Raw genomic sequence first — 15,731 nt, 5'->3', positions numbered from 1 at the left:
CGATGGGCGGAACATGACTTGCTTCCGTGAGAATGATAATCTGGTTTAAGGGAAGATAATTTCATCCGTTTCGGAAGAAATCCCTTGTTACGCGTGCCGACCGCCACGGTCGCGGAAATGGCGGGCAAGGTGATCGACGAGAACCCGCACTTTCGCCGCAAGGTGCCGCCCGGGTGGATAGAGCGCGAAGACGCCGAGCGGCTCGTCGGAGTAGTCGCCAAGGACGGCGCGCACCCGGCCGGCGCCAAGGCTTTCGACCGCGATGACGTCCGGTACATAGCCGAAGCCGAGCCCTGCCTCTGCCGCTTTCAGGCAGGCTTCGGCGTTCGAAAAGCTGAGCCGCCCATGCACGGGCACGGTCAGCAACCTGCCGTCGCGGCGGAAGGGCCAGTGGCCCGGATCCCGGAAATTCGTGTCGATGATGCAGTCATGCTCCGTGAGGTGCTCGGGGCAGTCCGGGACACCACGCCGCCCGAGATAACCGTCGGAGGCGACGAGAACCAACCGCATCTCGGAAAGCTTCCGCGCGATCAGCGTCGTGTCGCGGGGCCGCCCGATCCGCACCGCCGCGTCGAAGCCCTCGTCGACGAGGTTCACGATCCGGTCGGAGAAGCTGACATCAAGCGAGATCTCGGGATAGGCGGAGGCAAAGGTGGTGAGTGCGGGAACCAGTTCCACGGCGCCGAAGGTCAGCGGCGCGGTCAGCCGCACCCGCCCGCGCGGCGCGCGGGCGGCATCAAGCACGCTTTGATCCAGCGTGTCGTAATCCTCGATCAGGGTGCGGATCTGCTCGAAATAGGCCTGCCCGACTTCCGTCGCCGAAACCGCTCGCGTCGTGCGGTTGAGAAGGCGAACGCCGAGTTCGGCCTCAAGCCGCGAGACGAGCTTCGAGGCCTGGCCCGAGCTTGTGCCGAGCCGCCCGGCGGCGGCGGTGAAGCTGCCGGTCTCCATCACGGCGATGAACATGCGATCGGAGGCGAGACGATCCATCTTTTCTTCCAATCCGGATTCTATCGGCCGGATTTTGGCAGATTTGCTGCCGGAATGCCTCGAAAAACGCAGGCTCAGTGCCGGGCCATCAGCCGCGCCGCATCCAGCATCCGGTTCGAAAATCCCCATTCGTTGTCATACCAACCGAAGACGCGGATCAGCCCGCCCCTGGTCACATGCGTTTCTGGCAGCGCCATGACGATGCTCTCCGGCCGCGCCCGGAGATCGGAGGAAACGAGCGGTTTTTCGGTCCAGCCGATCACGCCGTCAGTTGCTCTCAGCGCGTCGTTCACCGCCTCCCGCCCCGGCTTATCGCGCGTCATCACCGAGAGATCGACTGCCGAGACCGAGGCCACCGGCACCCGGACCGCCGCGCCCTCGATCCGGCCGGCGAGGTCGGGCAGCACCACGTCCAGGAGTCGCTGCGCCGATGTCGTGGTCGGCACCATCGACAAGGCCGCCGCGCGGCTTCGGGCGAAGTCGGCGCCGGGCGCATCGACGGTGGGCTGGCTGCCGGTATAACAATGGATCGTCGTCATCCACCCGGTTTCCACCCCCCATTTCCGGTCGATCAGCCGGGCGAGGGGCGCCAGCGCGTTGGTTGTGCAGGACGCGTTGGAGACAATCCGGTACTCCGCTGCCAGCATCTCGTCGTTTGCGCCGAGCACCAGCGTGAAATCCGCCGTCGCCGAGGGGCCGGAAACCAGAACCCGGCGGGCCCCCGCGCGCAGCCCCGCCTCGGCGAACGACCTCTCGCCGCCAAGCCCGGTGCATTCCATCACGATGTCGATGCCCGATAGATCGAGCGTGGAAAGATCGCGGGCGCCGGTCAGCCGGATGCTGCGGCCATTGACGATGAGAGCGCCGTCCTCCAGCCGGACCTCGCCTTTCCACGGCCCGAAGGTGCTGTCGTATTCGAAGAGATAGGCGGCCATTTCCGGCCTGGCGATATCGTTGACCGCGACGACCTCCAGATCGGCATGGGTTGGATCGGTCAAGGCGGCCCGCAGGACCGAGCGGCCGATGCGGCCGAACCCATTGAGCGCGATGCGCACCGTCATCGGGGCCTCCATACCTGATCGGCTTTCCGTCAGATCACGGCGCCGATCCGGGTGCAACGGGTTGGAATGCCATAAATTGTACCCGATACAGTATCATGGTTCCTGGTTGCGGATGCCTCCCGGCAGTCGTGATGATGTCGGCGACTTGTTCGACACGAAATGGCAAGTGACGTCCTTCACGGGCACCGGCGGCCCGTCGGCGATGGTCTTGGGCGCGTCGCCGGCGACGATGCGGGCGAGGGGAGTGACCGCCAATCTCGGCGTCGAGATGAGGGATCAGGCGCGGTTCCTCAGCCAGGTCGACGGGGTGAACTGGCCGGGCGGTCCAGCCCCTCGCGCACCACTGACCAGGAGGATGCCAGGACTGGCCGTTCGGCGGCCCTACCGCACCGCTTCCATAAGAGCGTCCCGCATCCGGCAATCGCGGGCAGCGTCAAGGCCGCAGGGCCGGAACCGGAGGTCGCGGGTCAGGCAGATCCGCGCTTCCTGGATGCGGCCGGCCTCGCAGGTGACGGTGATCATCGTGTCGTCGAGGCCGGAATTGGCCTCGACAAAGGCCTCCTCGACGACGTGGACGGGAAGCGTCACGTCCTTCCGCAGGCTCGCAAGAACCTCTGGAATCGTCACCTTCTCATAGGCCTGCCGGGACGCGGCGAAATAGTCGCCGGCCGCAAGGCCGGAACAGCGCCCGTGCTTCTTCCATTCGTACCAGGCCAGCCCCGATGACCCCATAATGTCCGCCATCGCCCCCGTTTCGGCGCGGGAGGGATCGCGCGCTCCCGTCCGGCAGTAACTTGGCCAGCCGAACTCGTATTGCGGCCAGAGTCCGTGCAGGGTGAAGCTGAACTCGTGCCGGGGATCGCACTGATCCTCGCCCCGCGCATCCCCGGTCAGCGCGCAGAATGTCGGCGACCAGGAAAGCGACAGGATGTAATAGTCGAATTCGCCAGCGCGCTCGCCCTCGGCAAAGGCTGGCAGGGCGCTCAGGGCGAGGGCGAGGAGCCAGCGCATTTTCTCTTTTCTCCGGTCGTCGAAACGACTATATAGCCCGCGAACTTCCCTGAAAACGAGGAATGGCGGCCGAAGGGTCGCGGCCGTTTTCCCGGCGCGGGAGAGATTTGTAAAGGAGAAGCCGCATGACGAAACCGCTTATGGCCAAGGCCACTGCCGTTTGGCTTGTGGACAACACGACGCTCAGTTTCAAGCAGATCGCGGATTTCTGCGGCATGCACGAGCTCGAGGTGCAGGGCATCGCCGACGGTGACGTCGCGGCGGGGGTGAAGGGCTTCGACCCGATCGCCAACAGCCAGCTCGAGCCGAGCGAGATCGAGAAGGGTGAGAAGGATCCGCTCTACAAGCTGAAGCTGAAGTTCAACCCGGCCTCACTCGGCGAGGAAAAGCGCCGGGGGCCGCGCTATACGCCTCTGTCGAAGCGGCAGGACCGTCCGGCGGCGATCCTGTGGCTGGTGAAATTCCACCCGGAGCTCGCGGATTCGCAGATTGGCAAGCTCGTCGGCACGACCAAGCCCACGATCGCCTCGATCCGCGACCGGACCCATTGGAACATCTCGAACATCACGCCGATCGACCCGGTCGCGCTCGGCCTCTGCCGGCAGTCCGAACTGGACGCCGCCGTGCAGAAGGCTGCGAAGAAGCGGGCCGCGGACGGCGCGGTGATGTCCGATGATGAGCGCCGCAAGCTGGTCTCGACGGAGCAATCGCTCGGGATGTCGTCGGAGCCGAAGATGCCGTCGTCGATCGCCGGGCTCGAGAATTTCTCGCTGTCGCGATCGGAGGAAGAGGAGAAGAACCCGGCCGACTATTCGGATGCGGACAGCTTCTTCAACCTGCCGAACGATGACGACGACGAGGACGACGACGAAAGGTAAGGTGCCCGACGCTCCGGCTGCACGGTCGGCGCGTCAGGACTTGCGTTTCTTTTTCTTCTTCTTGGCGGTTTCCGGCTTCTCCTCCGATCCGGGGGCGAAAGCCCGCGCGAGCGCGTCGGCATCAAGGACGGCGAGCGCGTCCATCCGTGCCGAAATCGTGCTGAGCACCGCGTGAAGCGCTGCGGTCCGCACGTCGCCGGTTTCCGCCTCGGCGGCGATCAGGCGGTCCAGGATAGGTGCGACGCTACGTCTTTGGCGCGCGGAAAGCACGGCGCGAACGGCATCCCAGGGATCGGGCGGAGCGGTGAAGTAGTCCTTGCGATCCCCGGGCGCCCGTGCACGGGTGATGAGCCCCCAGTCGCGCAGCTCTTTCAACGCTGTCGAGACGTTGGACCGCGACAGACCGAGAAGCCCGGTCAGGTCGTCGGCGCAGGGCGGCTGGGCCGCCCGCCAGATCGCGGCAAAGCACTGACCCGCGGGGCGCGACAGACCGAAGAGGCTTCCGATCTCGGCCACGATGTCGGGAAAGGCAGGCGGCTGCGGCATGGATTTCTTCAGTTCTGCAAAATCCGAATGCCCTCAGGGTGCCGAAAACCGCAGCCCGGTCAAGGCTTGTCGGGCCGGTCGATCCGGAATCGCGTGATCTGGCGGTAGATCTCGCCGGGGGCGAGTGTAACCGTCGGAAAACCGGGGTGGTTCGGCGCGTCCGGCCAGCCCTGGGCTTCAAGTGCGATCCCGGCATGCGGGTTCAGGCCGCGCCGGCCGGGGCCGGGGGTGAAATGCCGCCCATCATAGACATGAAGCCCGGGCTCGGTCGTCGCGAGCCGGAGCCTGATGCCGGACGCACCGAAAAGGTCCGCCACCTCCGTCAGGTCGCGCCGGGACATTGCGAGGCAGAAATTGTGATCGAGCGGCGGCGCATCGGTCAGAAGCCGCCCGTGACGCAGGTCGAATTCGGTGCCGGCGACGGGACGGGCCTCTCCGGTCGGGATCAGCTCCGCATCGACGGGTAGGTAGTGGTCGGCGGCGACCCGCAGCCGGTGTCGGCGCGTGTCAGGTGTGCCGTCGAGCGTCCAGTAGCCGTGATGGGCGAGGTTGATCGGGCTAGGCGCGTCGGTGGTGGCCCTGAGCTCGATGACAAGGTCGCCGGGTTCGATCAGCCGGAAACATGCGGTGACGCTGCGGTTGCCGGGAAAGCCGCCGTCGCCATCGGCAAGGTCGATGCAAAGCGTCGCTTCGTTCGCCGTCGCACTTTCGATCTGCCAGAGGCGCGCATGAAGCCCGGTCGCGCCCGAATGGAGCGTCGTCCGCCCGCCCTCATTTGCTTCGAATTCATACCGCTTCCCGGCAATTGTGGCCGAGGCGCCGGCGATCCGGTTCGCGACCGGCCCGACGATCGCCCCGGCATAGAGGAGCGGCCCCTGATAGGCGTCAGGGGTATCGGCCCCGAGAACCAGCGGCCAGTCGGCCCCCTCAAGGCGCAGATCCTGAACCGTCGCGCCGAGGGTCAGGATCGTGGTGCGAAGACCGCTGCCCGTGAGGTCGATTGCCTCGACCCGTTCGCCCGCCTGCGTGATGCCGAAATCGCGGATATTGGCGCTCATCTGTGGCCCTGAAGGCTGGTCTGGCGGGCCGGCATCATCTCTTCGCGTCCGCGCTCATCCCTTGGTGGCCCGGGCATCGACGCCGGTCAATCCCCCGCGACGCAGTCGGCGATGGTGTCGGCCATCGCTGTCATGAGATCGGGATAGAGGTTTGGTCCCGGCTCCATCGCCCGGCCTTCGGGGTCAAGCGACTTCCCAATCCGGACCGGCGCGCCCTCGGCAAGCGCCTCGACGGGGGCGGGATCGTGCGCGGCTTCGGGGAAGATGCAGGCGACCGCGCCGCTGTCGAGCGCCGCCCGCAGATCGGTCAAATGTGCCGCGCCGGGGCTGGCGGCGTCGCCGGAGGCGAGGCTGGCCACGATAGTCAGCCCGTAATGGTCGGCGAAATAGCCGTAAGCGTCATGGGCGACCATCAACCCGGCCCCTTTCGCCGGGGCCAGCCGTTCACCCAGCGCGCGGTCGAGCGTCTCGATCCGCGCCTGGGCCAACGAGGCGTTGGCGCGGTATGCGACCGCGTTGCCGGGATCGAGGTCCGCCAGCGCGTCGGCGATTCTCCCGATCCAGAGCGCCGCATTGTCGGGATCGAGCCAGGCATGCGGGTCCAACCCGCCATGCTCGTGCTCATGATCGCTTTCTTCCTCAGTGCCGGTATCCGCAGCGGCCGCATGCATCTCGGCCTCGGCGTTCTGCCGCAGCGTCGTGCGCGGCACGTCGAGAAGCACGACCGATATCGGCCCGTCCGCCCCGGCAATGGCGCGGTCGAGCCACGGGGTCATGCCCGGCCCGACCCAGATGACGAGATCGGCCCCGTTCAGCGCCCGGACCTGCGACGGCCGAAGCTGGAAATCATGGGCATCCGCACCCTTGTCGAGCAGCAGCATCGGATTGCCGAGATCGCCCAGAACGGCCGAAACAAGAGAGTGGACGACTGGAATGTCGGTCACGACGTCGGGGACCTCCGACCACGCCGGGAGCGCCAGAACGGTGAGGGTCGCTGCAAGCGATAACGGGCGTCGCATCTTGGATTCCTTCGGGGATTGCGGGTTGGAATGCGATATCGTATGTTATAGCATAACATGTCAAGCGGCTAGAGCCCATCATGACGACCGAACAGAAGCATTCCGATCCGGCGCTCGCTTTCGCCACGCATGATCACGCGCACTGCACCGGCGATGTCTTGGCGCGGGCCGAGGAGTTGAGCGCAAAGACAGGTGCGCGGCTGACGCCCGTCCGCCGCCGTGCGCTGGAGATCCTTCTCGAGTCGCATCGGGCGCTCGGCGCCTATGAAGTGCTGGAGAAGCTGGCGGAGGCTGGGTTCGGGAACCAGCCGCCGGTCGCCTACCGGGCGCTCGATTTCCTTGTCGATCAGGGCTTCGCCCATCGTATCCGCCGGCTCAATGCCTTTGCCGCCTGCATGCATCCCGGCGAGACGCACTCGCCCGCCTTTTTCATCTGCCGCGCCTGTGACGCGGTGGCGGAGGCGCCGGCCGACGCCGTGCGCGGCGCGATGGAGGCCGCGGCGGCGCAGATCGGCTTTTCGGTCGAACGCATGAACGTCGAGGCGCTGGGCCTCTGCCCCGCCTGCGCGGAGGCCGCATCGTGACGCTCATCGAAGCGCGTGGACTGACGGTCCGCCACGGAATCCAGACGGTGCTGAGTGCGGTCGATTTCGCGATCCGCGCGGGCGAGATCGTGACCATCGTCGGCCCGAACGGGTCGGGGAAATCGACGCTGATCCGGGCGCTGATCGGGCTCGAACGGGCGGCCGAGGGCACGGTGACGCGGCGCGTCGGCCTCGGTGTCGGATACGTGCCGCAGCGGCTTCACATTGATCCGGCCTTGCCGATGACGGTCGCGCGGTTCCTCTCTCTGCCACGGCTGATTCCGATGGCGGAGGCCGCGAGGGCGCTTGAGCGCACGGGTGTGCCGGGACTCGAAGCACGGCAGATGTCGGCGCTGTCCGGCGGACAGTTGCAGCGCGTTCTCCTCGCGCGGGCGCTTCTGGCGCGGCCGGAGATCCTGATCCTCGACGAACCGACGCAAGGACTCGATCAGCCGGGGGTCGCGGGCTTCTACAAGCTGCTGGAGGAGGTGCGGCAGGAGACCGGGGTGGCGGTCCTGATGGTCAGTCACGACCTCCATGTCGTGATGAGCGCCTCTGACCGCGTCATTTGCCTCAACGGCCATGTCTGCTGTGAAGGTGCGCCGCAGGTCGTATCGGCGGCGCCGGAATACCGCGCGCTTTTCGGCTTCGGCACCGGCGGGGCGCTGGCGCTCTACCGGCACGAACACGACCATGCGCACGATCCGGGCGATGGCCACCACCACGATCACAAGGCCGAGGCCGAGAATGCCTGACGATTTCCTCATCCGCGCCGCCCTGGCCGGGATCGGCCTGATGCTGGCCGCCGGCCCCCTCGGCGCCTTCGTCGTCTGGCGGCGGATGGCCTATATGGGCGATGCGACCTCGCATGCGGCGATCCTTGGCGTGGCGTTGGCGCTGGCGACGGACCTGCCGGTGGCGGCCGGGACCGCAATCGTCGCACTGGCGATGGCGCTCGCCGTGACCGGGCTCAGCGGCCGCGGCAGGGCGGCCGACACCGCGCTCGGTGTGCTGGCCCATTCAGCGCTCGCCTTCGGCCTTGTCGCGGTGTCGTTCCTGCCGGGTGTTCGGTCGGACCTCTCCGCCTACCTCTTCGGCGATGTCCTGACGGTGAGTGCCAGTGATCTCGTCTGGGTCTGGGGTGGGTCCGCGCTTGTCCTCGCGCTTATGGTGTGGCGCTGGAACGCCCTCCTGACCGCGACCGTGAACGAGGAACTGGCGCAGGCGGCGGGCATCGACCCGCGGCGCGAGAAACTCGTCCTCACCCTCGCCCTGGCGCTCGTCGTCGCGGTCTCGATCAAGATCGTCGGTGCGCTTCTCATCGCGGCGATGCTGATCATCCCGGCGGCCAGCGCGCGGGCTTTGTCGCGGACGCCGGAGGCGATGGCGGCCTGGGCCGTGGCACTTGGCGCCGCCGCGGTCCTGGCCGGGCTCTGGCTGTCGCTCCGCCTCGATACGCCGGCGGGGCCGTCGATCGTCGCTGCATCTGCCGGGATTTTCGTGCTGAGCCTCGCCCCTTCGCGACACGCGCGCTAGATTCCGGCCTCCGGCGGGGATATCTGGGCCAGGTGAAAACGAGGGGGCGGCATGGCCAATCATCTCTACGATGCGCTTTTCGGGCGACATGAGGGCAGCGAGCGGGATTTCCTGATCCTGCCGGATCATGGCAATATCAGCTACGCCGCTTTCGCGGAACGCGCGGCGCGGTTCGCCGGCGCGCTGGTCGCCTCCGGTCTGAAGCCCGGCGATCGCGTGGCGTTGCAGCTCGAGAAAAGCCCCGACATGCTCGCGGTGATCGTCGGCGCGTTCCGGGCCGGGATCGTGTTCCTGCCCCTCAACACCGCCTATACCGCCGCCGAGGTCGAATATTTCGTCGCCGATGCGGGGGCAAAGCTTCTGCTTTGCGATGGCCGGGCCGAACCGGCCCTCGCCCCGGTCGCGGCGGGTTGCGGCGCCGCCCTCGCGGTGCTGAACGCGGACGGCACGGGCAGCTTTGCCGAGGCCGCCGCGGTTGCGGACCCCCTGCCGGTCGCCGCGCGGGCGGCCGATGATCTCGCGGCGCTCCTCTACACCTCCGGCACGACAGGCCGGTCGAAGGGCGCGATGATGAGCCATGCGAACCTTCTGTCCAACGCCGAGGTGCTGGCCGCCTACTGGCGCTTCACGGCGGATGACGTGCTCCTGCACGCATTGCCGATCTTTCACACGCACGGGCTTTTCGTGGCCACGAACGTGGCGCTCCTCGCCGGCTGCCCGATGATCTTCCTGCCGAAATTCGACGCGGATGAGGTGATCCGCCACCTGCCGCAGGCGACCACGATGATGGGGGTGCCAACCTTCTACACGCGCCTTCTCGACGATCCGCGCCTGACCCGCGACCTGGTGGCGGGGATGCGGCTCTTCATCTCCGGCTCCGCGCCGCTTTTGGCCGAGACCCACCGCCAGTGGGAGGCGCGAACCGGCCACCGCATCCTCGAACGCTACGGCATGACCGAGACCAACATGAACACATCGAACCCCTATGAGGGCGAGCGTCGGGCGGGTACGGTGGGTTTCCCCCTGCCGGGCGTGGAGATGAAGGTCTGCGACGCCGAGGGGCGCGCATTGCCGCAAGGCGAGATCGGCACGATCGAGGTGCGCGGCCCGAACGTCTTCCAGGGCTACTGGAACATGCCGGAGAAGACGGCGGAGGAACTCCGCACCAATGGCTTCTTCATCACCGGCGACCTCGGGGCGATCGACGCCGACGGCTATGTCAGCATCGTCGGGCGCGGCAAAGACCTGATCATCTCGGGCGGCTTCAACGTCTACCCGAAGGAGGTCGAGCTTGCCCTCGACGCGCTGCCCGGCGTGCTTGAAAGCGCGGTGATCGGCGTGCCGCATCCCGATTTCGGCGAGGCCGTCGTGGCGGTGATCGTGCCCGAACCCGGTGCCGCACCCGATCCGGAGGCGATCCGCGCGGCGCTCGGACAAAGCCTCGCGAAGTTCAAGCAGCCGAAGCACATCGCGGTCCGCGCGGCGCTGCCGCGCAACACGATGGGCAAGGTGCAGAAGGCCGCGCTCCGGCAGGAGCTGCGACACGTCTTCGTACCCTGATCTTCATCTTGCCGGAAATATCCCGGGGTCCGGGGCAGCGCCCCGGTCCGCGGCAGGATCAGCGCCCGACGCCGGAATAGGCCAAAAATCCCGCCGCCTCGGCATCCTTCGGCGAGTAGATATTGCGCAGATCGGCCATGCGCGCCTGCGCCATGCTCCGGGCGAGACGCGTGAGGTCGAGCGCGCGGAACTCGTTCCATTCCGTCAGGATCACGACGATGTCCGCCCCGTCGGCCGCCGTGTAGGCGTCGTCCACCCAGGTCACGCCGGGCAGTAGCTTTTCACCCTCGCGCCGGCCCTGCGGATCGACGACGCGCACCCTGGCCCCGCCCCCGACCAGTGCCGGCACGATGGTCAGCGACGGCGCGTCGCGCATGTCGTCGGTGTTGGGCTTGAAGGTCACGCCGAGGACGGCGACGGTCTTGCCGTTCACCGAGCCGCCGCAAAGATCGGTCACCTTCTCGACCATGCGGCGCTTTACCTCTTCGTTGACCTTGATCACCGTCTCGACGATCTGGATCGGCGCGGCGTGTTCCTGCCCGATCCGCGCCAGCGCCGAGGTGTCCTTGGGGAAGCACGACCCGCCATAGCCGGGCCCGGCATGCAGAAACTTGTTGCCGATCCGGTTGTCGAGGCCCATGCCCCGCGACACCTGCTTCACGTCGGCACCAACCTTTTCGCAAAGCCGCGCGATCTCGTTGATGAAGGTGATCTTGGTGGCGAGGAAGGCGTTGGCCGCGTACTTGATCATCTCGGCGGTTTCGAGATCGGTGTAGAGGATCGGGAAGTCGCGCAGGAAGAGCGGGCGGTAGATCTCGCCCATCACCTTCTGGGCGCGCTCCGAGGTCACGCCGACGACGACCCGGTCGGGCCGCATGAAATCGTCGATCGCCGCCCCTTCGCGGAGGAATTCGGGGTTGGAGGCAACGTCGAACTTGGCGTCCGGTGCCGCCTTCTCGATCGCCGCACGCACGGCGGCATTGGTGCCGACCGGGACCGTCGATTTCGTCACCACGACGGCATAGCCGGTCAGCGCGCGGCCAATCTCCTCGGCGGCGGCCATCACATAGGTCAGGTCCGCATGCCCGTCGCCGCGCCGGGTCGGCGTGCCGACGGCGATGAAAACGGCCTCGGCGCCATCGACGGCGGAGGTGAGGTCGCCGGTGAACGACAAGCGTCCGGCGGCGACGTTCCTGGCCATCAGCACGTCGAGCCCGGGTTCGTAGATCGGAACCTCGCCCCCGGTCAACATCGCGACCTTGCGCGGATCCTTGTCGACGCAGACGACCTCGTGGCCGAAATCGGAGAAACAGACCCCGGAGACGAGGCCGACATATCCGGTTCCGATCATTGCGATTTTCATCAATTCGTCCTCGAACAATATGTTGCGCCGACTTGGAACGATCGCCGTTTGCCTGTCAACGCCTCAGCAGGACTTCGACGGTACGTTGCCAATTTATTGCCAAAGTTTCGTGCACAGTGTTCCCCTTCAGGGGAACTTGTCTCTCAAACCGCCATGGACGGAAGGCTGTCGCCATGCTTCGGAAGATCCTGTTTGTCGGACTGCTGCTGATGCCGGTGGCGGGTGCGGCCGAAGCCTGTTCGCGCGCGACCGTTCCGGGGGCGCAGGCCCCCATCCGGGCGGAGGGGCGGATCGACCAGGGCCTGATCGACAAGGCCATCCGCGCCGAGGTCAACTATCATCGCTGTCGTGCCGGTCTTGCGCCGCTGGGCGAGGCGGGCGGGCTGCGGAAAGTCGCAGGCCAGCATGCGAAGTGGATGGCGCGTTCGCGACATCTTACGCACCGGTCGAAGACGCCGGGTCAGGCGACGCCGGTCGCCCGCCTCAAGGCGTCGGGCCTGCGGTTCCGGGCGGGGTCCGAGAATATCGGCCAGGTGGCGCGATTTCAGATCGACGGGCGTTCCTTCCGGATTGCAAACGCGTCCGCATGCGGGTTTCTCGGCGGAAACGGCCAGTCGATCCCGCCGCACAGCTATGCGTCCCTGGCCCGGACCATCGTGACTCTCTGGATGGAATCATCGGCCCATCGGCGCAATATCCTCGACCGGAAAGTGTCGCGCCTGGGATCGGGAATCGGCTTCGACGCAAAGGCCCCATATTGCGGAAATTATTACGTTTCCCAGACTTTTGCGGGCTGACACTGCTAATCTGCAACACCTGATTGTTTCTGCTGCGGCATCGCAGAATTCCTCTTTGCATCCGGCCAAGATTATGCTTTTTTGAACGAGGAAGCTGCCGCGATTGGTGGCTTGTACCGGTTTTAGAGCGGAGAACTAACATGAAGAAACTTGCTACTGTCGCTGCCGTCGTGACCCTCTCGGCCAGCGCTGCTTTCGCCGGCGGCTACTCGGCCCCGATGGTTGAAGCCGAGCCGATCGTCGTCGAAGAGTCCAGCTCCTCGAACGCTGGCCTGATCGTTCCGGCGCTCCTCCTCCTCGGCGTGATCGCTGCGGCTTCGTCGGACTCCTGATCCGTCGATCTTCTCGAATTCTGCAAAGGCCGGATGCAATCGCGTCCGGCCTTTGTGCTTTTTCGCTTGTCATGAAGGACGGTGGTGAACACGTCGGCGTGCACCGATCAGGCGTCCACGGGCGGCCATAAACCGTCAGGTCCGAAGCAAGAATATTCCGTAGGTCAGGGGCGGACGAGCTGGATGGTCACATGGCCAAGGGCCGGGCCGATCCATTGGCGCGACAATGCGACCGTGCCGCCCGCAGTGACCCAGTAGGTGTTGGTCATGCTGACCCCGCCGGACTTGCACGTCTCGTCGACCTGCACCGTGTCGTAGTGACTGCCGGAAAAATCGAGGGACTTCGACGGTCCCAGGGTGATGGCGCACTTCATCGGCAGCGGCCGTTCGATCCCCTCACCGTCGAGATAGCGGTAGACACGCGCCACGTTGCCGGACTGGCGGCGGGTGACGAGGGCGGCGGCAGCCGCGCTTTCCGACGACATGAGATCATCGCCAAGCCCGCGGGTCGCGATCAGGAGCCCGTCGCGCAGGACCAAAGTCTGCTGGTTGGGCGTCGAATAGGTGCGCGTGGCGCCGTTGCGTCCGTATTCGCCAAGCACCGTCAGCAGCCCGGATTTCTCGATCTGCGCCAGAATGATCGGCCCGGAGAAGGAGGACTTCGCCGCCGCCGCCAGTTTTTCCGGATCAGGGGTTGCCACCGGGGCGGTCTTGCCCGGCAGAAGCTTCTGCTTCAGGCCCTTGACGACGCCGATCGCGATCGACGTGCCCTCGGTCTTTGAGGTGTCTGAACCGCAGCCCGCGAGCGCAGTGCCAAGGACAATGCCGGACAGGAGCGCCACGCGCCCGAGCCCGGCCAGCCGTTGCCGGACCATCACCGCCAGAATCTCCCCCACTGGATCTGCATGTCGCCCTGATGGGTGTTGCGGATCGTGTCGTAGAGACGACCATCGACGTCGAGCCGGGCGCCGCCGTCGCGGTTGAGGGGCTTGATCACTGTCGAGACCTTGTTGATGGAGGGGGTGCCGGTCGTCCAGGACACCGGAATCGTCAGCCGCACACCCTTGTCGAACGAGCCTTCGCCGAAATCGGCCTCCGAAAGATCGGTGAAGGTCGCGTAGGCGCCCACCTTCCAGCCATTGGCGAACTCGCGGTCAAGCGTGAAGGTCGCGCCCCAGTCGCCGAGGAGGTAGCGCCCGACATCGACCTGGCCCATGAAGCCCTTGCCGAAATCGTAATAGGCCGAGACATGGCCAGTCGCGATCTCGTAGTCGCGGAAGCTGAAGAGCGTGTCGAAGTCGCGCTGCTTGACGTAGTTCACCTCGGCGCCGAGCGCGAGCCGGCTGTCAACGGGTTTCCACAGCAGCTCTCCCGACACGCCGCCATACATGCGTTCGAGAAGGCCGACGGTGACGCGCCCGTAAAGGTTCGGGGCCGGGCGCGAATACCAGGCGAGCGTCAGGTCATGTATGCCGGGATCGCCCTGCTTCTGGTATTCCACGAGGTCGGAACGGACGTGGTAGACGGTGGAATCCGACACCCGCGTCGACTCGTCAAGATTGCCGATGATCTTCTTGCGGACGCTGCCCGAAAGGATCAGGCCCGGCGCGAATTCATACCGCCCGGCAAGCTCCACGCCGAAATCGGCGCGCAACGGATCGTCGGGATCAAAGACGCTGGCCTCGCCGTAGGGCGACAACGACCAGACAAAGCGAGGATAGGCACCCTCGGTCTGGACGAGGCCGGGATGGGCACCGGCAACGGCATCGCTGAACTCCGCCTTGCGCAGCAGCGCCACGGATTCCTCGCTTTCCAGTTGCTCCACGTCGCGGCGGGCGAGCGTGACGGACGAGGTGGGCATGCCCTCGGCGACCGAGGTGATGACCAGCGTTTCGACCGAGGGCGGCAGCGCGCGGGTCAGGATGCGGGCCGTGCGGCCGATGGCCTGCGGCTGGGCGAGGTATTTCTGATTGCGCAGCCGAACCTCGGCCCGGGTTGCCGAAAGCGCCATGCTTTCCAGCACCATCCCGTCCTTCTCCATCGCCTTGGCGACGGCGGTCTGAACACCGGGATGCACCTCCGGATCGGCGGTCCAGTCGGTGGCCCAGGCCGCCGGGTCGCTGGACGGCGACGGCCGCGGACGCACCGGCAGCGGCGCGGTTTCAAGCCCGCTCGGCGCCGGCGGATTGCGCGGGTCGAGGGAGAGGTTGAATTGCAGGCCGACCTCGGAGCCGTAGAGGTAGTAGCCGCTGAGGCTGGCAGACTTGTTGATCCGGTAGTCGAAGCCGAAATTGACCGAGGAGTCGCGGGAAAGGGTGCCGGCGGCGGTTTCGCGCGGATAGGCGTCCGACGAATATTCCGCCTTGAGGGTCAGCTTGTCGTTGGCGTCCCAGGCGAACCCGAAGAACGGTGCGGCGGGGCCGCGGAACCACTGGTCCGTGTTGGCCTTGCCGCCCTGGCCGATATCGAGGGTCGGCCGGCTTCCGAAGGGGCTGCCGATGTCGCCGTTGGTGCCAAGCCGGCCCCAGCCAAGGCCGGCCGTGGCGCGCAGGCGCGGCGTGATGGTCTTCGTCGCGACGATGTATTCGCCGGAATAGACCCCGGTGCCGATGAAGTCGCGCAGGCCGATGGCCACCGCCGGGCGCATGCCTTTTTCGTCGAGCAGCCGATACTGGACGTCGAAGGACCGGTCGTAAAGCGCTGTGCCGTTGGTGAAGATGCCGGGAACGCGCGAATAGCGGAACGCCCCCTGAAGCCGGTCGGTGACCTGGAACGTCGCCGTGATCCGAAGCCCGCCGCCGAAGCGGAAGACCGTTGCGCCGATCGTCCCTTCCGGGATGCTTTCGGCAGACGGCATGTCGATGAGACCAGGGAGGCCGAACGTCCCCGGATTGTCGCTCAAGAGCGGATCGGCATACGCCATGATCGCGCCGAACGCCGCGACCGTCGCCATGCCGAAGCCCGCGATCTTCTGTCCCCGCACCCTGCTCTCCGAT

17 protein-coding genes are annotated in these 15,731 nt (G+C 66.4%); 7 read left to right on the top strand and 10 right to left on the bottom strand.

The genetic code is table 11. The annotated features are described in order from the left end of the window. Positions 1 to 87: 87 nt before the first annotated feature. From V5734_RS19110 to V5734_RS19095, 4 genes are all read right to left on the bottom strand, one after another. Positions 88 to 990, bottom strand: a complete 903-nt coding sequence (locus V5734_RS19110) for a LysR family transcriptional regulator (protein WP_347311194.1) — start codon at positions 988 to 990, stop codon at positions 88 to 90. A 74-nt stretch (positions 991 to 1,064) separates the two neighbouring features. Further along, the gene (locus tag V5734_RS19105) at positions 1,065 to 2,051 is read right to left on the bottom strand and encodes a type I glyceraldehyde-3-phosphate dehydrogenase (protein ID WP_347311193.1); all 987 of its coding nucleotides are present in this window, start codon (positions 2,049 to 2,051) and stop codon (positions 1,065 to 1,067) included. A gap of 93 nt (positions 2,052 to 2,144) precedes the next feature. Further along, the gene (locus V5734_RS19100; RefSeq protein WP_432759698.1) at positions 2,145 to 2,306 is read right to left on the bottom strand and encodes a hypothetical protein; all 162 of its coding nucleotides are present in this window, start codon (positions 2,304 to 2,306) and stop codon (positions 2,145 to 2,147) included. Between the two features lie 126 nt (positions 2,307 to 2,432). Beyond that, a complete protein-coding gene (locus tag V5734_RS19095; RefSeq protein ID WP_347311192.1) occupies positions 2,433 to 3,062 on the bottom strand; it encodes a ribonuclease T2 in 630 nt (209 codons plus the stop codon). A 125-nt stretch (positions 3,063 to 3,187) separates the two neighbouring features. On the opposite strand from V5734_RS19095, the gene V5734_RS19090 reads away from it, so the two are divergent. Beyond that, on the top strand, positions 3,188 to 3,940 hold the full coding sequence (locus tag V5734_RS19090; protein WP_347311191.1) for a DUF1013 domain-containing protein: 753 nt from the start codon (positions 3,188 to 3,190) through the stop codon (positions 3,938 to 3,940). Positions 3,941 to 3,973: 33 nt separating this feature from the next. Here the strand turns inward: V5734_RS19090 and V5734_RS19085 are convergent, their stop codons facing one another. The 3 genes from V5734_RS19085 to V5734_RS19075 all read right to left on the bottom strand — a co-directional run bounded on the left by V5734_RS19085 (position 3,974) and on the right by V5734_RS19075 (position 6,563). Beyond that, positions 3,974 to 4,486 (bottom strand): GbsR/MarR family transcriptional regulator, encoded by a 513-nt coding sequence (locus tag V5734_RS19085; protein WP_347311190.1) that lies wholly within the window; start codon positions 4,484 to 4,486, stop codon positions 3,974 to 3,976. A 59-nt stretch (positions 4,487 to 4,545) separates the two neighbouring features. Then, entirely contained in the window at positions 4,546 to 5,544 is a 999-nt protein-coding gene (locus V5734_RS19080) for an aldose epimerase family protein (RefSeq protein ID WP_347311189.1), read from the bottom strand. Between the two features lie 86 nt (positions 5,545 to 5,630). Next, a complete protein-coding gene (locus V5734_RS19075) occupies positions 5,631 to 6,563 on the bottom strand; it encodes a zinc ABC transporter substrate-binding protein (protein WP_347311188.1) in 933 nt (310 codons plus the stop codon). Between the two features lie 80 nt (positions 6,564 to 6,643). On the opposite strand from V5734_RS19075, the gene V5734_RS19070 reads away from it, so the two are divergent. From V5734_RS19070 to V5734_RS19055, 4 genes are read left to right on the top strand one after another with little or no spacing between them, the layout of a single operon-like run. Then, positions 6,644 to 7,147 (top strand): transcriptional repressor, encoded by a 504-nt coding sequence (locus V5734_RS19070; RefSeq protein WP_347311187.1) that lies wholly within the window; start codon positions 6,644 to 6,646, stop codon positions 7,145 to 7,147. Further along, positions 7,144 to 7,902 carry a metal ABC transporter ATP-binding protein gene (locus tag V5734_RS19065; RefSeq protein WP_347311186.1) on the top strand — a complete coding sequence of 253 codons (759 nt, stop codon included), beginning with the start codon at positions 7,144 to 7,146 and terminating at the stop codon, positions 7,900 to 7,902. The genes V5734_RS19070 and V5734_RS19065 overlap by 4 nt, the downstream gene beginning before the upstream one ends. Then, positions 7,895 to 8,683, top strand: coding sequence for a metal ABC transporter permease (locus V5734_RS19060; protein ID WP_347311185.1), 789 nt, complete (start codon positions 7,895 to 7,897; stop codon positions 8,681 to 8,683). The genes V5734_RS19065 and V5734_RS19060 overlap by 8 nt, the downstream gene beginning before the upstream one ends. Positions 8,684 to 8,734: 51 nt before the next feature. Continuing rightward, positions 8,735 to 10,243, top strand: coding sequence for a malonate--CoA ligase (locus V5734_RS19055; RefSeq protein ID WP_347311184.1), 1,509 nt, complete (start codon positions 8,735 to 8,737; stop codon positions 10,241 to 10,243). A gap of 58 nt (positions 10,244 to 10,301) precedes the next feature. Here V5734_RS19055 and V5734_RS19050 read toward each other — a convergent pair whose 3' ends face one another. Then, positions 10,302 to 11,606: a UDP-glucose dehydrogenase family protein gene (locus V5734_RS19050; protein WP_347311183.1), complete on the bottom strand. Its 1,305-nt coding sequence runs from the start codon at positions 11,604 to 11,606 to the stop codon at positions 10,302 to 10,304. 173 nt (positions 11,607 to 11,779) lie between these two features. Here V5734_RS19050 and V5734_RS19045 point away from each other — a divergent pair, with 173 nt between their 5' ends. Continuing rightward, positions 11,780 to 12,403: a CAP domain-containing protein gene (locus tag V5734_RS19045; RefSeq protein ID WP_347311182.1), complete on the top strand. Its 624-nt coding sequence runs from the start codon at positions 11,780 to 11,782 to the stop codon at positions 12,401 to 12,403. A gap of 140 nt (positions 12,404 to 12,543) precedes the next feature. Further along, positions 12,544 to 12,735, top strand: coding sequence for a hypothetical protein (locus tag V5734_RS19040; protein WP_347311181.1), 192 nt, complete (start codon positions 12,544 to 12,546; stop codon positions 12,733 to 12,735). 164 nt (positions 12,736 to 12,899) lie between these two features. Here the strand turns inward: V5734_RS19040 and V5734_RS19035 are convergent, their stop codons facing one another. Continuing rightward, complete coding sequence (locus tag V5734_RS19035; RefSeq protein ID WP_347311180.1) at positions 12,900 to 13,631, bottom strand: YjbF family lipoprotein; 732 nt, start codon at positions 13,629 to 13,631, stop codon at positions 12,900 to 12,902. Continuing rightward, positions 13,610 to 15,718 carry a YjbH domain-containing protein gene (locus V5734_RS19030; RefSeq protein WP_347311179.1) on the bottom strand — a complete coding sequence of 703 codons (2,109 nt, stop codon included), beginning with the start codon at positions 15,716 to 15,718 and terminating at the stop codon, positions 13,610 to 13,612. Before V5734_RS19030 ends, V5734_RS19035 begins: the two co-directional genes overlap by 22 nt. Positions 15,719 to 15,731: the final 13 nt, after the last annotated feature.

Source organism: Defluviimonas sp. SAOS-178_SWC, from assembly GCF_039830135.1.
In the GTDB taxonomy this organism is placed as follows: Bacteria; Pseudomonadota; Alphaproteobacteria; order Rhodobacterales; family Rhodobacteraceae; genus Albidovulum.
Note: the sequence above shows the minus strand (reverse complement) of the source record. Positions and strands in the feature narration are given on the sequence as shown.

Coding starts and splice junctions, on each gene's coding strand:
- V5734_RS19110 (WP_347311194.1), bottom strand. CDS start 990: ATGGATCGTCTCGCCTCCGATCGCATGTTCATCGCCGTGATGGAGACC.
- V5734_RS19105 (WP_347311193.1), bottom strand. CDS start 2,051: ATGACGGTGCGCATCGCGCTCAATGGGTTCGGCCGCATCGGCCGCTCG.
- V5734_RS19095 (WP_347311192.1), bottom strand. CDS start 3,062: ATGCGCTGGCTCCTCGCCCTCGCCCTGAGCGCCCTGCCAGCCTTTGCC.
- V5734_RS19090 (WP_347311191.1), top strand. CDS start 3,188: ATGACGAAACCGCTTATGGCCAAGGCCACTGCCGTTTGGCTTGTGGAC.
- V5734_RS19085 (WP_347311190.1), bottom strand. CDS start 4,486: ATGCCGCAGCCGCCTGCCTTTCCCGACATCGTGGCCGAGATCGGAAGC.
- V5734_RS19080 (WP_347311189.1), bottom strand. CDS start 5,544: ATGAGCGCCAATATCCGCGATTTCGGCATCACGCAGGCGGGCGAACGG.
- V5734_RS19075 (WP_347311188.1), bottom strand. CDS start 6,563: ATGCGACGCCCGTTATCGCTTGCAGCGACCCTCACCGTTCTGGCGCTC.
- V5734_RS19070 (WP_347311187.1), top strand. CDS start 6,644: ATGACGACCGAACAGAAGCATTCCGATCCGGCGCTCGCTTTCGCCACG.
- V5734_RS19060 (WP_347311185.1), top strand. CDS start 7,895: ATGCCTGACGATTTCCTCATCCGCGCCGCCCTGGCCGGGATCGGCCTG.
- V5734_RS19055 (WP_347311184.1), top strand. CDS start 8,735: ATGGCCAATCATCTCTACGATGCGCTTTTCGGGCGACATGAGGGCAGC.
- V5734_RS19050 (WP_347311183.1), bottom strand. CDS start 11,606: ATGAAAATCGCAATGATCGGAACCGGATATGTCGGCCTCGTCTCCGGG.
- V5734_RS19045 (WP_347311182.1), top strand. CDS start 11,780: ATGCTTCGGAAGATCCTGTTTGTCGGACTGCTGCTGATGCCGGTGGCG.
- V5734_RS19040 (WP_347311181.1), top strand. CDS start 12,544: ATGAAGAAACTTGCTACTGTCGCTGCCGTCGTGACCCTCTCGGCCAGC.